11 protein-coding genes are annotated in these 15,855 nt (G+C 27.6%); 8 read left to right on the top strand and 3 right to left on the bottom strand.

Features of this window, described 5'->3' with window-relative positions; all coding sequences use genetic code 11:
- Positions 1–300: 300 nt before the first annotated feature.
- Positions 301–1,959, bottom strand: a complete 1,659-nt coding sequence (locus Q0W06_RS04025) for an alpha-keto acid decarboxylase family protein (protein WP_297631734.1) — start codon at positions 1,957–1,959, stop codon at positions 301–303.
- A 184-nt stretch (positions 1,960–2,143) separates the two neighbouring features.
- Positions 2,144–4,039 carry a sigma 54-interacting transcriptional regulator gene (locus Q0W06_RS04020; RefSeq protein WP_297631733.1) on the bottom strand — a complete coding sequence of 632 codons (1,896 nt, stop codon included), beginning with the start codon at positions 4,037–4,039 and terminating at the stop codon, positions 2,144–2,146.
- Positions 4,040–4,302: 263 nt separating this feature from the next.
- On the opposite strand from Q0W06_RS04020, the gene Q0W06_RS04015 reads away from it, so the two are divergent.
- The 3 genes from Q0W06_RS04015 (at position 4,303) to Q0W06_RS04005 (ending at position 7,856) form a co-directional block, all read left to right on the top strand.
- Positions 4,303–5,427: a DUF1887 family CARF protein gene (locus Q0W06_RS04015; RefSeq protein ID WP_297631732.1), complete on the top strand. Its 1,125-nt coding sequence runs from the start codon at positions 4,303–4,305 to the stop codon at positions 5,425–5,427.
- Between the two features lie 143 nt (positions 5,428–5,570).
- Positions 5,571–6,545 (top strand): FAD:protein FMN transferase, encoded by a 975-nt coding sequence (locus Q0W06_RS04010; protein WP_297631731.1) that lies wholly within the window; start codon positions 5,571–5,573, stop codon positions 6,543–6,545.
- Positions 6,546–6,563: 18 nt separating this feature from the next.
- Complete coding sequence (locus Q0W06_RS04005) at positions 6,564–7,856, top strand: 4Fe-4S binding protein (RefSeq protein WP_297631729.1); 1,293 nt, start codon at positions 6,564–6,566, stop codon at positions 7,854–7,856.
- Between the two features lie 36 nt (positions 7,857–7,892).
- On the opposite strand, the gene Q0W06_RS04000 is transcribed toward Q0W06_RS04005, so the two are convergent.
- Positions 7,893–8,783, bottom strand: coding sequence for a phosphatidylserine decarboxylase (locus Q0W06_RS04000; protein ID WP_297631727.1), 891 nt, complete (start codon positions 8,781–8,783; stop codon positions 7,893–7,895).
- Positions 8,784–9,042: 259 nt separating this feature from the next.
- Between Q0W06_RS04000 and Q0W06_RS03995 the strand changes: the two genes are divergently transcribed.
- The 5 genes from Q0W06_RS03995 (at position 9,043) to Q0W06_RS03975 (ending at position 15,840) form a co-directional block, all read left to right on the top strand.
- Entirely contained in the window at positions 9,043–10,770 is a 1,728-nt protein-coding gene (locus Q0W06_RS03995) for a ferredoxin hydrogenase (RefSeq protein WP_297631725.1), read from the top strand.
- Positions 10,771–10,940: 170 nt separating this feature from the next.
- A complete protein-coding gene (locus tag Q0W06_RS03990) occupies positions 10,941–12,398 on the top strand; it encodes a hypothetical protein (protein WP_297631723.1) in 1,458 nt (485 codons plus the stop codon).
- On the top strand, positions 12,398–13,249 hold the full coding sequence (locus Q0W06_RS03985) for a diguanylate cyclase (protein ID WP_297631718.1): 852 nt from the start codon (positions 12,398–12,400) through the stop codon (positions 13,247–13,249). Before Q0W06_RS03990 ends, Q0W06_RS03985 begins: the two co-directional genes overlap by 1 nt.
- The gene (locus Q0W06_RS03980; protein ID WP_297631716.1) at positions 13,239–14,582 is read left to right on the top strand and encodes a DUF2334 domain-containing protein; all 1,344 of its coding nucleotides are present in this window, start codon (positions 13,239–13,241) and stop codon (positions 14,580–14,582) included. The genes Q0W06_RS03985 and Q0W06_RS03980 overlap by 11 nt, the downstream gene beginning before the upstream one ends.
- Before the next feature lie 10 nt (positions 14,583–14,592).
- Positions 14,593–15,840, top strand: a complete 1,248-nt coding sequence (locus Q0W06_RS03975) for a glycosyltransferase (RefSeq protein WP_297631714.1) — start codon at positions 14,593–14,595, stop codon at positions 15,838–15,840.
- Positions 15,841–15,855: the final 15 nt, after the last annotated feature.

Below are 15,855 nucleotides of genomic sequence, written 5' to 3'. Positions count from 1 at the left end.
AATACTATTTTATTTAGTTCGATTAAATCTGTCCACCTTTTTATACTAACACCAAGAGTATGTTTCATATAGTTTTGTATAATTTAATTCCTCCGTAACTTCAAATAGCAATCTTACTGAATCATCTTCGCATGGTATAAAAGGAACCTGAATGGGAAAACCTATTTGATGCATAGGTATCACATTTTTGCTAAAATTTTTCATAGTGATATTATTATGCACAAAAAAGACGATTCTAATGCGAATCGTCTTTTTTTCGGCTAGTATCAAAATTTATTTTGATACAGCCCCTTTTGTATATTAATATCCGTTAACTTCTGATAATAAATCACCAAGACTTATAAGTGAGTTTGGAGCATCTTTACTATCCATTACAAGTTCTATAAATATAAGTTTATCTTTATTTTTATCTGCAAGTTCTAATGCTGTAGTTAATTCTTCTTCAGTTTTAACTTTACAAGCCATAGATTTACCTTGATTTAAATCAAAAATATTTACAAGATTTTTATAATCCCACATATTTATTGAATTATATTTTCTTTCAGGTCCATGTATAAGTTTTTCAATTGTATATCCATCATTATTAATAACAAAGATTATTGGATGTACATCTTCTCTTATCATAGTTGAGATTTCTTGACATGTTAGTTGGAATGAACCATCCCCTATAATTAACATATTTCTTCTACTTCTATCAGCCATTTGTGAACCTAAAAGAGCTGGTAATGTATATCCGATTGAAGCCCATAAAGGTTGCCCTATGAATTTTGAGTTTTCTGGCATTCTAATTCCAGTTGCACCAGAAAAAGCTGTTCCAGTTTCTGCTAAAAGGATATCTCCTTTATTTAAAACACTTTCTATACAATTATAAAATCTTTGTTGAGTTAACTCTTTATTTTTTTCAGCAGTAAATTTTATTGCATTTTTAGGTTCTACTTGTATATTGTGTTTATAGTTAATTCCGTTACTAAGAAGAGCACTTAAAACATCTTTCATTGAAATATTACAGTACATTTTTTCACCTATTTTTGAATGTAGAGGATGTATTTCAACTACTGTGATATCATCATGCACTAAATTAAAACAAGCTGTTGTAAAATCACTAAGTTTAACACCGAAGAAGAATGCTACATCAGCTTTATTCATAGCTTCTTTTACTGAATCAGGACTTAGAACACCATTATAAATACCAACAAAGTTATCACAGTATTCATTAACAGCAGTTTTTCCCATGCTTGTTGTACTTACTGGAAGTCCTGTAACTTTAACAAAGTTTCTAGCTTCAGCACTTAATTTACATCGATCTACTTCATAATCAGCAAGAACCATTTCACCTTTAGATGTTGAAACTAATTCTTTAACATCTTTTATAAACTCTTTTAGTGTTTCTTCATTAGTTTTAACTTCAATATCTAAAGGTTCTCCTGAAACCTCAATTTCTTTATCAACTATGTCAAAAGGAAGTCCGATATAAACAGGTTTTTTAGTGATATAACATTCAGTTAAAACTCTATCAATTTCTCTAGCTGCATTCATTTCACTTAAGATAGTTTGAGATGCAGTAACTTCTCTATACATATTGTAAAATTTATAATATTGACCATCACCTAAAGAGTGATGAACATATCTTGAGCTATTGTTCATGATAGTCATTGATGGAATACCAGTAATTTTAACTATTGGAACATCTTCTGCATAAGCTCCAGCAACACCATTTATAGCGCTAAGTTCGCCAACACCAAAAGTTGTAACTAAAGCTGACATTCCGTTAACTCTTGCATATCCATCAGCAGCATAAGAAGCATTTAATTCATTACAATTACCTACCCAATCAATTCCAGTCATATCTTCAACGTGATCTAAGAATAATAAATTATAATCTCCAGGAACTCCGTATACATGCTTAACATTAAATTCCTTTAATCTATTTAATAAATAATCTCCAATTGTTACTTTCATTTGTAATTCCTCCACTCATTTATTTTTAGTTTTAATAATATTGTCTATTAAATTTTAAGTTTAATTTTGATACTATTTTATAAAGCATTTTTCATGCCAACTTTAAAAATGGCTTTAAAATGTACTTTTTTTAAAAATAAATATAAGAAAATGAGGGAAAAGTCTCAAAGATGAGAAAAAAGTCTCAAATTTGAGACTTTTTTCTCATGTAACTTGCTCTGCTAATTTCAAGTTTCTTTAAAATTTCTTCCATTGAATAGCCATCTGCTAAAAATTTACTTATTATTGCAGATTCAACTTCTTTTATTATATCTTTCAAGTTATTATTCATATTAATTTTTAAATTACATTCTTCTTCTATAGAAGTAATTCCATCTATAAAAGAATTATAATCAATATTATTTAAATCAAAATCATTAAAGTCAGTCATTAACACTAATCGACGAACAACGTTTTCAAGTTCTCTAATATTACCATTCCAAGAGTAATTAGATGGACACTTTTTAATTACTTCAATCACTTTTCTTTTATCATGAATATGGAATCTTTTTAACAGTTGCTCAGAAATAAGAGGAATATCTAATCTTCTTTCCCTCAGTGCTGGAATTTTTAGATTGAATACATTTAATCTATAATATAAATCTTCTCTAAATCTTCCTTTTAGAACTTCTTCTCTTAAATCACGATTAGTTGCACAAATTATTCTAATATCAATAGGAGTTATTTCATTACTTCCGATTCTCATAACTTCTTTTTCTTGAATGACTCTTAAAAGGCTCGCTTGAAGGCTTAAGGGTAATTCGCCTATTTCATCTAAAAATATAGTTCCTTTATGAGCTAATTCAAAAACCCCCATTTTCCCATCTTTATTAGCACCTGTAAAAGCTCCTTTATCATATCCGAAAAGTTCACTTTCTAAGAGGTTTTCATTTATAGCACCACAATTTATAGCAACAAAAGGCCATTCACGACGAGTACTCTCATTATGGATACTTTGTGCAAATAGTTCTTTTCCAGTTCCAGATTCTCCATATATTAAAATAGTTCCATCTGTTTGAGCATATTTTTTAGCCATTTTTTTTATATTTTCCATTTTTATATCATTAGTTACAATATCATCAAAGTTGTATTTTGCAACAAGTCCTTTTTTATGATTATTGCTTCTTATTTTTCGTTCAAGTCTTTCAATAGTTGAAGCTTTATCAAAAGAATTAACTCTTCCAATAAAATTATTTTTTAATTTTATATCTATAGTACTAGTTGCAACCATTTTACCATTAATATTTATGATTCCGTTATTTAATTCTTTAACTTTTTTCAAATCACCTAAAACAGTATTAATATTTTGCTTAAAAACAGAGGACTCACTAATATTTAAGATTTTTTCAGCCTCATTATTACAAATAATGATATTATCATTTATATCTGTTACGACAATACCTTGCTTTACAAAATTTAGAATCGTATTAAGTCGTGCATTTTTTTCAAGCTCTTTTTTTCTTACATTAACAATATTTATAGCTTCCTCAATAGCATTAGTCATTGCTTCATCACTGGATTTTAGTAATATATTTTTTAAAGATAATTCTTGGCTATAGATTTCTGTACAACCTCCACCTATAACAAGATTTCCTCCATTTAGTTGTGCTTGTTTAAGTGGTTTTTCTATATCTTCAGGAGTTACATATTTAATTTGTAAAATATCATTTTTTAAATTAAATATGCTTTTTATTTCATTTAAATTAAACACATCTTTATAATAAGATAAGCAAATTATCTGAGTTGTGTCATTTATAGGTATGCTATTTATAGCTTTGATTAAATCAAAGTTACTTATTTTAATATCAACAACTGGAATGTATGTATTCTCTCGAATGAAGCTTACACTTGAACCACCACTTAAAAAAACATCCGTACTAGATTCATTTTTTTTAATAAACTCTTTAATATCTTCTTTATTATTGATAGTTTTTGCATTGATAATTACTCTATTATCCTTGAAACTATTGAAGTATACAGACATTTCATCATAAGGAGATACAATACTAATATTGATTTTTTCATTATTTAGGGTATTCATTTTTTTACCTCCTTTATTAAATTGTATTTCTATAGAATTAGTTTTTTAAATTAAATAGTTATTATAAACTTAACTATTTATTAGTTGTAGGAAAGTATATAGTTGTTGTAAATATATCCTCATTATAACATTTTTATATTCTAGAAAAATAATGGCTATTATAAAAAATTCAAGTCAATATATTAAAATGGAATATTTAGATTTAAAATATGTAATTCTTTATTTAATTTTTAGGAATACTATTTTTAAAGGAAGTGAAGGTTATGTACAGTTTACTTATTACACCAATTGATGAACATAATGACAGTACAGTGATTTTAATAAAAAAATATAAATTTAAGAAAGTAATTGTATTAGTTAGTGAAAAGTGTAGCAATTATATAAAGGCTACTTTAATTGAAGTAGCGAATATATATAATTCAAAAATAGAATTTTTAGAAATTAAAGGTGAATGCTTTAGTGATTTAGATAAATTGATTAAAGGGAATGAAAAGGCTTTGATTAATTTAACAGGAGGAGAGAGAATTCAATCTTTATGTTTATTGAAATATATTTTAGAAAATAATTTAGAGGGAATATATGTAGATATAGTTGGAAGGAAAAAGTATATTTTTGGAGAGAATACTGGGAAAGTTGATGAGCATTTAATAGATTTAGATATTGAAGAGATGATAAATGCTACAGGAAACAAAGTTTTTAGCCATGAAACAGAGCTTGTTTCTAAAGAGTATGTGTTAGATATGGCTAAAATGATACATAGAAATATAGATTTATGGAATAAGTATAAAAGAAGAATATATGATCCAAATGTATTTGCACATTATTATGGAAATACAAAAAAAGTTGTAATAAATGATGCTGTTATAACTGATGATGAAAAGGAAATTTTAGAGAAAATATTAGAATGGGGAATAGAAAAAGGGTTAATTACATTATCAAAGGAGAAAGGCAATAGAGTTATTGAATTTAAAGATAAATGTATTAAAGGATTTATTTTTAAAGTAGGAACTTGGTTAGAAGTGTTAACAGAGCATGTAGTGGAGCAGATAGCGTCTGTAGATCAAGTTAAGAGTGGACTTATGTTTATTTGGAATAAAGATAAAGATTATTTAAAAAATGAACTTGATGTTGTTGCAATTAGAGATTCAACTATCATAGTAATATCTTGTAAGGATAGTGAAAAATATGAAGAAGCTACATTGAATGAATTGAATGTATATAGTGAAAGAATTGGTGGGCATAAAGTTAAAAAGATTTTAGTGGCAACAAAGAAACCACATAAAGAAAATATAATTGAAAGAGCTAAAGAAATGGGAATTAATATTATTATATTGGAAAAGGATTTAGATATATTTAAAGAGAAGCTTGAGAAAGTAATTAATAGTTAAAAACTATTTAAGAAATATACATATTAGAAAATAGATATTAAGAATTTTAAAAGTACATAAGAATCACATAATCTTCCCATAGAAATAAGTAATTTAAAAGGTAGAATAATAAATGTAAATTAGCATATGGAGGAGGAAAGGTTATGAATGAAGCTAAAAGTAGAGATTATAAAGTATCAAAAGGTGATTTTATAATGGGAACATTTATAAGTTTAAAAGCTTCAGGTAATAACGCACAAAAAGCAGTAGATGAGAGTATTGCTAGATTGAAATATCTTGAAAGTATTATGTCACCATATAAAGTAGAGAGTGATGTATATAAGATAAATAATAATTCAGGTGTTAAATTTACAAAAATAAGAAAAGAAACATTATTTGCAATAAGAAAAGCTATAGAATATTCTAAAATATCTAAAGGCGGATTTGATGTTACAGTTAAGCCTATTATTGATATATGGAAAAGGGCAAAAGAGAATCAAAGACTACCAGAAGTAGAAGATATAAAAAGAAAATTAGAGTTGGTTAATTACAAGGATATAAAAATATTTTTTAATAAAATTAAATTGAAGAATAAAGATCAAAAGATTGACTTAGGAGGAATTGCAAAAGGGTATGCAGCAGATGAGGTTGTAAGGATTATGAGAAAATATGAAGTAAATTCAGCAATTATAGATTTAGGGGGGAACATTGTTGTTATTGGAAAGAAGGAAAATAGTGAACCTTGGAAAGTAGGAATACAAAATCCTTATAAAAAAAGAGGAGAAATTGTAGGATATATAGTAGCTGAAAATAAATCTATTGTAACATCAGGTGATTATGAAAGATTCATCACTATTAATGAACAAAAATATCATCATTTTTTGGACTCTAAAACAGGATATCCATTAAATAATGGAATAAAGAGTGTAACAATAATTTCAGATAAAGCTATTGATGGTGATGGACTAACATCTTGTTGCTTTTCTATGGGATTAGAGAAAACTATATCTTTAATAAATAGTATAGATGGAGGAGAGGGGATAATCATAGCTAAGAATAAGAAGATATACTTAACAGAAGGATTAGCTAATGAATTTAAAGTATTAGATAAGGATTTTGAAGTGCAAATGAATGTTTAAATATTTGGAGGAGAAACAGTGAAAAAGCAGAAAGTATCTAAGGTACAGATTATAAGATACATGGTTCAACTTATAAGTCTAGTGTTGTTTCCAGGATTATTTATATTAACATATTCAAATATAAAATCATTATACATAGCAATAATAACTGGAAGTTTTTCAATACAAGGAATGATTCCAGTTGTATTGAATTTAGTTACGATAATTGGAATAACAATTATTTTAGGAAGGTTTTTTTGTGGATGGTTATGTGCCTTTGGAACATTTATGGATATAATTTATGCTATATCCACAAGGATTTTGAAAATTAAATTTAAAATTCCACATGAAATAGATAGGAAGCTTAAGTCTATAAAATATGTAATATTAGTAGCATCTATAGGCTTAGTGTGGAGTTTTCAAAGTAATTTCTTAGATAATAAAAATCCGTGGGATGCATTTGCACAATTTCCTAATGTACATTCAATGGTATTTAACCATACATTTGCATTTATACTATTAATTTTTATAATAGTTGGAGCAATGTTTATAGAAAGATTCTTCTGTAGATATTTATGTCCCCTTGGTGCAGTTTTTTCAATAACATCTAGATTTAGAATTATTAAAATTAATAAAGTTAAAGATAAATGTGGAAAATGTAGGATATGCACTAATAATTGTATAGTGGGAATAGAAATGTACAAAGATGACATTATAAAAAGTGGAGAATGTATAGATTGTTTTAAATGTACAAGTGTGTGTCCACGTTCAAATGTAAAGGTTAAAATGGCAAAAGAAACAGTTGCACCAATTATAGCAGCTGGAATAACAGTAACAGCATTAGTTTCTTTAAATGAAGGAACTAATTATATAGATAAGCTTAGTGCACCTAAAATAAATTATGTATCAGCAGAAAAAAGTACAAGCACTGATAATATAATAAGTACTAATAGAAATAATACCAGTTCAACAAAGAATGCAAATAGTACAGGAAGTCAAAATGTATCAGGCAGTAGTGGAGGAGTACAAAAGAGTACCAATATTACACAAGCTATAGCAAATTTGAAGTATAAGGATGGAGTATATACAGGAACGGGAACAGGATTTAGACCGGGGGATACATTACAAGTTACAATAAAAGGTGGGAAAATAAGTAATATAGAGGTGGTTTCATCTAATGACACACCGAGCTTTTTCAGTAGAGCTTATAGTCAAGTTGTTCCGGAAATACTAAATCAGCAGACCATAAATGTTGATACAGTATCAGGAGCTACAATGTCTAGTGATGGAATTATACAAGCGGTTCAAAATGCACTAAATAAAGCAGAATAAAAAAAGACTTTTTCAAGTTTGAAAAAGTCTTTTTTTTTATTCGTATTTTTTTCCGATAGATTCACCCATAGATACCTTTGACTCATATCCAAGTTCAGTTTGTTCAAGAATATCATTATCAATGACTACAGAACCCTTTTTAAAGAAAAGAACTACTGTTGAGCCACCAAACTTAAAGAAACCTTTTTCATCACCTTTAGATATAGTTGTATCAGTATTATAGGTTTGGATTATTGTACCTACACAAGTTGCACCGACTTCAACATATAAAACATCATTAAAATTATCTGATTTAAATAAAGACCATTCTCTTTTATTTTCACAAAATAATCTAGGAATATTTTTTAATGCGATAGGATTAACTGAATAGTATTTCCCGGGAATAAATGTTGATTTAGTACATACACCAGAATCAATAAAATGAAATCTGTGATAATCAATAGGTGATAATCGAACAATAACACAAGTTCCACCTTGAAATTGATTTGCGATAGAATCATTATTTATAAAATCTTTTAAACTATATGTAAGTCCCTTTATTTGAACAAGGTTTTCTAAATCTATATTTTCATAAGCAAAAACTCTACCATCGGCAGGTGAAATTAATGCTTTATTATTTATATCAAATGGTCTAGCATCAGGCTTTAATTTTCTAGTAAAAAAATCATTGAAATTTGAAAATTCTTTAGGCTTCTTTTTGCAGACAGCCATGTCTATATCAAAATCTCTAATGAAATGTTTTATTTTTTTTCGACTAAACTTTGTATCACAAAAGGCACCATAAACTTTAGAGCATAGTTTCTTCTTAAATATAAGCTCCGTTAACTTTTTTCCTTTTGGAGATTCATAACACCAAACTAAATATTTTTTTCCAGCTATATTCTCTTTTTCATACTGTTTGGTTCTTCTATTATAAACTAATAACATAGCGACTCCTTTATTTCACCTAAAATAACATAATTAAATGATATAGTAATCAACTGTAATATGCAAGGTAAGAATATTCGTAATATATCGAATATATAATATCAATTGATATTATAACAATAATATTGTAAAATGTTTATAGGTTTTAAATTGTGTATAGCAAATTATAAAAATTTATGTGTGGTATTTTGTTAACATTAGTTAAAAAAATAACAAACTTGTTAACAAAATGAATGTGTAATGGAGGTAGGTTTTTAGGATGAAGAAATTATTTATTAATGACAAAGAAATCCAGGTTGCTGAGGGTACTACAATATTAGATGCTGCAAGACAAAATGGTATTGATGATATTGCAACACTTTGCTACTTAAAAGATTGCGGAAATGTAGGTAAGTGTGGTGTTTGTGCTGTTGAAGTTGAAGGAAAGCCAAACTTAGTTTTATCATGTTTAACAAAAGTTGAAGATGATATGGTTGTAAGAACTAATACAGAGAAAGTTCAAGAAAGAGTTAAAATGAGAATATCAGCTCTTTTAAATAAGCATGAATTCAAATGTGGACCATGCCCAAGAAGAGAGAACTGTGAACTTTTAAAATTAGTTATAAAAACTAGAGGGAAGGCAGCTACTCCATTTTTACCAGAAGATAGAGAAGAAAATATTGATAGAAGAAGTAAATCAATAGTTATAGATAGAAATAAATGTGTATTATGTGGAAGATGTCAAGCAGCTTGTAAAGCAAAAGCTGGAACAGAAATAATACAAATTAGAAATATAGATGGTGTTAGAATGGTTTGCCCACCTGATAATAAAAGTTTTGATGAATCAAAATGTTTATTATGTGGACAATGTGTTGCTGCATGTCCAGTAGGTGCATTACAAGAGCAATCACATATTGATAGAGTAAAAACAGCATTACAAGATCCAGAAAAACATGTAATTGTTGCTATGGCTCCAGCAGTAAGAACTGCTATGGGTGAGTTATTCAAAATGGGATATGGACAAGATGTAACAGGAAAATTATATTCTGCGCTTAGAGAATTAGGATTTAATAAAGTATTTGATATAAACTTTGGTGCTGATATGACAATAATGGAAGAAGGAACAGAACTTCTTGAAAGAATTAAAACTAATGGGCCATTCCCAATGTTTACTTCATGTTGTCCAGGATGGATAAGAGAAATTGAATTATACTTCCCAGAATATTTAGATCATGTATCTACAGCTAAATCACCACAACAAGAGTTTGGTGCAGCAAGTAAATCATACTATCCTCATATTGAAGATATAGATCCAGCTAAAGTATTTACAGTAACAATAATGCCATGTACAGCTAAAAAGTTTGAAGCTGACAGAGAAGAAATGGAAAATGATGGGCTAAGAAACATTGATGCCGTAATAACTACAAGAGAATTAGCTAAATTAATAAAAGAAGCAAAAATAGATTTTGCAAACCTTGAAGATTCAGATGTAGATCCAGCTATGGGAGAATATACAGGAGCAGGAACTATATTCGGAGCAACTGGTGGAGTTATGGAAGCAGCTCTTAGAACTGCAAAAGACTTAGCGGAAGGTGCTGATTTAGAAAACATTGAGTACAAAGAAGTTAGAGGACTTGATGGAATAAAAGAAGCAACTGTAAATATAGCAGGAAATGACTATAATGTAGCAGTTATTCATGGTGGAAAAAATATAATGGACTTCTTTAATAGTGGTAAAATGAACGAAAAACAATATCACTTTATCGAATTCATGGCATGTCCAGGAGGATGTGTAAATGGTGGAGGACAACCACACGTAAATAACTTAGATAGAGAAAGAATAGAAATAAGATCGGTAAGAGCGTCAGTATTATACAATCAAGATAAAAATTTACCAAAAAGAAAATCACATAAAAATGCAGCATTATTAAAAATGTATGATTCATATATGGGTAAACCAGGACATGGTAAAGCACATGAATTATTACATCATAAATATACAAAGTAGTAAAAAATGCAAAATAATGGAGTTATATTTTAATGTAGCTCCATTTTCAAGGAATAATAGAAATAAATTTTGTTGGTGAAAGGTAACTAAAAAATAGTTGCCTTTTGCCTTTTAAATTTTTAGTATATAAAGTTGAAATAAAAAGAAAAATAAGGAAAGGAGGATTTATTATGGTGAAAAAAATTTATAGTATAGGTGAAAAAATAAACTTTCCAATATTAACTGTTATTTTAGCTGCAATTATAGGTGTGAATATATTATTTGTAAAACCAATTGTTGGAATGGCAAACAATGGAGATTTTTTTAGAATCATGGTTTCTAACAACTTATATTATTTAAGACAAGGACCTGATCATCAACCTATATATTTTAATTATTTCCAACCAACATATGGTGTAAGTAATTTTTATAATGGTAATCCTAAAATGATTGTATCTACTCAGTCTTTACTCATAAAGCCAGCAATGTTTTTAGAAAGAATTATTACAGGAAATACGAGTACATTTGATTTAAGATACTTAGCATTTATTTTATTGTGTTTTCAACTTTTAGCAACATATTTTATAATGAAAGTTTTTTGCAGTTATTTAAGGTCACCAATAAGTAAAGCAATAATATCATTTTTTTATTTGTTTGTATTTATGGACATAGGTTATATAGCATATTTTAATTCATTCTTTGGTGAAGCTGTTAATATACCATTCTTTTTACTGAGTGTAGGATTTTTATTATATATGATACGGTTTAACAAAATAACATGGTACAACATACTGATTTTTGCAGGAACATCTATAGTGTTTTTTGGAGCAAAGCAACAGTTAGCACCGGTAGGAGCTATGTTAGCAATACTATTATTTAGAATAATGTATTACAAAAGAAGTATGGAAGTAAAGATTGTATCAATAGCTTTAGTAGTTATAATGTGTGCTTCAGGCTTATACTTTTATGCTGCAATTAAAGGAGATTTTCAATATATAAATAAATATCATGCTTTAAACAGAGGGATATTATTAAATGAGAAAAATCCAGATAAGATATTATCAGATATGGGAATAAGCGAGCAGTATTCTCTTTTAGAGAATACAAATTATTTTTCACCAATTACACAGATAGACTTAAATAATAGAGAGTTAGTAAAAAAATACTGTAGTCAATATGGTGTAGGTGGTATTTTAAAGTTCTATATAACTCATCCTAGTGTGATGTTTAAAATGGCAGAACTCGGGTTTAGAGAGGGATATGATATACGTCCAAATGAACTTGGGAATTATATGGTTTCAACAGGAAAACCACCAGTTGCAAAAAGTTATTTTTGGGGTGGGTGGAGTTATATAAAAGCACATTTTTTACCTAAAAGCTTAATTGCATCATTAATATATATAGGTATATTTTTATATTTCTCAGTTAAAAGATATATTAAAGGAAATGATGATATAAAGCTTACAGAAGAAGTCTATTATTATGTGCTTATTGTTGGAGTGAGTCAAATTGCAATTTCTATAATTGGAGCAGGAGATGCGGATTTAGCAAAACATGAATTTATGTATAATATGGCCTTTGACTTCTTATTTTTAGTATGTATAAAAAATTTATTAATGAGTTTGGAGAGACGGAAGGTGATTAAATAATGGAAAAGTTTGATGTGAGAAAAAGAGTGGATATTGCAATGACTATTATGACAGTATTCTTTTTTGGACTAGGACTTACATTTAGTATGTTTGAATTTAAAAGTAGCTATGAAAATTATGTAATGTTTTTATTATTAATGATTGTTTGCATAATTAGTTATTATTTAGGTGTAACTATGTCATTAGTAATAACTTTAGTTGTTGATTTTGGATATATAAGTTTTAAAATATATCAATTTTTTATGACAGGAACATTAGCAAATGTTGAAACTTACTATTGGATTATAATGATTATATTAGCTGCAATAATATCTTCTTATTTCGCAAAAAATGTAAATATTCTACAAGAAGATATTGCAGAATTATCTGTAAAGAATAAAGAACTTGTAATGATAGATGCAGAAAGTGGAATAAGAAATATAAAAGCATTTATAAATGAAATGCCAATTTACATAAGTATGGTAGACCGACATAGAAGTTTACCACTTACATTAATGGTTACTAAAGTAAAGTATAGTGGAAATATGAAGCGAATACTTGGTGAAGAAAAATATAGAAATTTAATTAATGTAATAGCAAAAACGACAAATGATGTTTTAAGGGACGAAGATAGAAAATATATTTTAAATATAGATACTTTTGCATATATTCTTATTACAGATGAAAAAGGTGCATTAGTAGTAAAAGATAGAATAAAAAGAAAAATACATGAAGAAGTATCAAAAAAGCACCAAGAACTTAAAGGAATAAATCTTGAAATTCAAGTTGGTATGTGTCAATGGAATGAAAGTATAAAAGATCCTGCTGAATTTTTAAGATTAGCAGAGGGTGAACTAGATTATGATGTTTAAAAGGGTATTAAAGATAACTATAGCCTTATTAGCATTAAGTATTATAATACCAAGTATAAAATCTATGGCAACTACAATTAATCATAAGATATTAATTATCTATGATTCTAGTAATGTTTATGGAGAAGGAGAAAATATATTAGAACAAGTAAATAGAGTAGCAACAGAATCTAATATTCCTGTAAATTTAGAAAAGGTAAACTTTACTGAGGAGAACAATATAAAAGATTTAGATGAATACTCAAATATAATCATTTTAAATTGTAATACTCAAATATTTAATGGGGATTTATTAAAGGAATTAAATGCAGAAGCGAATAAAATAACATATATTTCAGATATACAAAACAGTGGATTAAGTTATAAAAAAATAATGCCTATTCCTGAAAAAGCTACAAATTATTTTACTTTTAGAAATGAATTACTAAATAATATCGATGGGAGAAATGTAAGTGGAGATAAATATTTAGTAATAAATAATGTAACACCATTTATCAACTTAAATGATTTAGTAGATAAAATAAAATATTTAAATGGTCAAGGAATTCCATTTATTATTAATGCTATACCTGTTTTTGAGAATCCAACATTTAAAGCAATGCAGAATTTTACAGAGGCATTAAGGTATGCACAGGCATCAGGTGGTTATGTAATATTGAGCTGTCCATATATAAATCAAGGGAATGCAACAGCACAAGAAATATTTGCGGCTATGGAAGAAGGCTATAAAAATTATGTAAATTATTTAGTATATCCAATTGGAATATCTATGCCAAATTATTTGCTTTATAACCAGGATTTAAAAACAGATTTAGAAAAGAGTAATACTGTTTTTGTAGAAAATTCAACTGTTGCAACAGGTGGAATTACTGATTATGATAATCCTGTTTTTAAGAATGTAATAGAAGAAATTTCATATAAAGATGCGATAAGTAATAATATAAATTCTATGGCAGGAAGTGTTGGAGTAAGTATAGATGATTCTGTAGATTTAGCAACATTTAAAACAGATATTCAAAATTTAATTAATAATGGAATTGCATTTAGTACACCAAGAAATTTAAATTCGGAAATAGAGATTAATGGAAATAAAATTCAGTGTAAAGCTGATGGCGTTTACTTGAATGGTAAATATGTTCAACAAAATACGTATATATCTAATAAAGAGTTATTTAAAACAGATAGCAGTAATGCAACTACAACTAATAATAATGATATAGATATATCAAAAATTAGTGATAAGCTTCTTATATTTGGAGCTGTAGCATGTATTTTATTTATTATAATTACTATTTTAAGTAAGAGAATAGATAAGAAAAAATACTTTAGATAGGAGAAATAGTATGGATGGATATTTAGCTATATATTGTCTTATAGTAATATGGATAATAATTTTGATAAATGTCGTATTAGTTGTAGCAGGGTATGTATATTATGAGAAAGTACAAAAAATGGAAATGAAAGAAGAACTAGATTATTATCCATTTGTATCAATAATGGTTCCAGCACATAACGAAGCAATAGTAATAGAAAAGACTGTAAAATCATTACTTAATTTATCATATCCAAATGATAGATATGAAATAATAGTAATAAATGATAATTCAAGTGATAATTCAGCAGAAATTTTAAATCGGCTTCAAAATGAGAATAAAAGTAGAAATTTAATAGTAATAAATACTGATAGTGAAACTGGGGGAAAAGGAAAGTCAAATTCTTTAAATATAGGGTTTGAAAAGAGCAAAGGTGAAGTATTAGCTATTTATGACGCTGATAATACTCCAGAGAAAAATGCATTAAAGTATTTAGTTCAAACCTTAATGGAAGATGAGGGGCTAGGTGCAGTAATTGGAAAGTTTAGATGTAGAAATAAAGATGTAAATCTTTTAACTAAGTTTATAAATATAGAGACGTTAACTTTCCAATGGATGGCACAAGCTGGAAGATGGCAATTATTTAAGCTTTGTACGATTCCTGGAACAAACTTTGTTATAAGACGTTCTATTATAGAAAGTATGGGTGGTTGGGATACAAAAGCAGTTACAGAAGATACTGAAATAAGTTTTAGAATGTATAGAATGGGATATAAAATAAAGTTTATGCCTAAAGCTGTAACTTGGGAACAAGAACCGCAAACATTAAAGGTTTGGATAAGACAAAGAACAAGGTGGGCAAAAGGAAATAATTACGTTGTAGTAAAGAATTTTAAATATTTATTTAGAAAAGATGCAGGGGTAACAAGATTTGATATCTTATATTATTCCATAACATATTTCTTATTTTTATCTGCAAGTATATTATCAGATGCATTATTTATACTAGGGATTTTAGGAATTATTAATTTAAATATAGCAGGATATAGTACTGTATTTTGGATTATGGCTATACTAGTATTTGTTTTATCTATACAGGTAGCAATTTCTACTGAAAAAGGTGAATTAAACTTAAAAAATGCAGGGATAACCATAATAATGTATTTTGTTTATTGTAAGCTTTGGGAAGTTGTAGCAGCTCTAGGGTTTTATCAATATATGAAAGATACAATATTAAAAAGAGAAACAAAGTGGTATAAAACAGAAAGATTCCAATAGAGGAGGATTTTTTAG

This window comes from uncultured Clostridium sp. (assembly GCF_947072515.1).
Lineage (GTDB): Bacteria > Bacillota > Clostridia > Clostridiales > Clostridiaceae > Clostridium.
Note: the sequence above shows the minus strand (reverse complement) of the source record. Positions and strands in the feature narration are given on the sequence as shown.

Coding starts and splice junctions, on each gene's coding strand:
- Q0W06_RS03985 (WP_297631718.1), top strand. CDS start 12,398: ATGGAAAAGTTTGATGTGAGAAAAAGAGTGGATATTGCAATGACTATT.
- Q0W06_RS04020 (WP_297631733.1), bottom strand. CDS start 4,039: ATGAATACCCTAAATAATGAAAAAATCAATATTAGTATTGTATCTCCT.
- Q0W06_RS03990 (WP_297631723.1), top strand. CDS start 10,941: ATGGTGAAAAAAATTTATAGTATAGGTGAAAAAATAAACTTTCCAATA.
- Q0W06_RS03975 (WP_297631714.1), top strand. CDS start 14,593: ATGGATGGATATTTAGCTATATATTGTCTTATAGTAATATGGATAATA.
- Q0W06_RS03980 (WP_297631716.1), top strand. CDS start 13,239: ATGATGTTTAAAAGGGTATTAAAGATAACTATAGCCTTATTAGCATTA.
- Q0W06_RS04000 (WP_297631727.1), bottom strand. CDS start 8,783: ATGTTATTAGTTTATAATAGAAGAACCAAACAGTATGAAAAAGAGAAT.
- Q0W06_RS03995 (WP_297631725.1), top strand. CDS start 9,043: ATGAAGAAATTATTTATTAATGACAAAGAAATCCAGGTTGCTGAGGGT.
- Q0W06_RS04025 (WP_297631734.1), bottom strand. CDS start 1,959: ATGAAAGTAACAATTGGAGATTATTTATTAAATAGATTAAAGGAATTT.
- Q0W06_RS04010 (WP_297631731.1), top strand. CDS start 5,571: ATGAATGAAGCTAAAAGTAGAGATTATAAAGTATCAAAAGGTGATTTT.
- Q0W06_RS04015 (WP_297631732.1), top strand. CDS start 4,303: ATGTACAGTTTACTTATTACACCAATTGATGAACATAATGACAGTACA.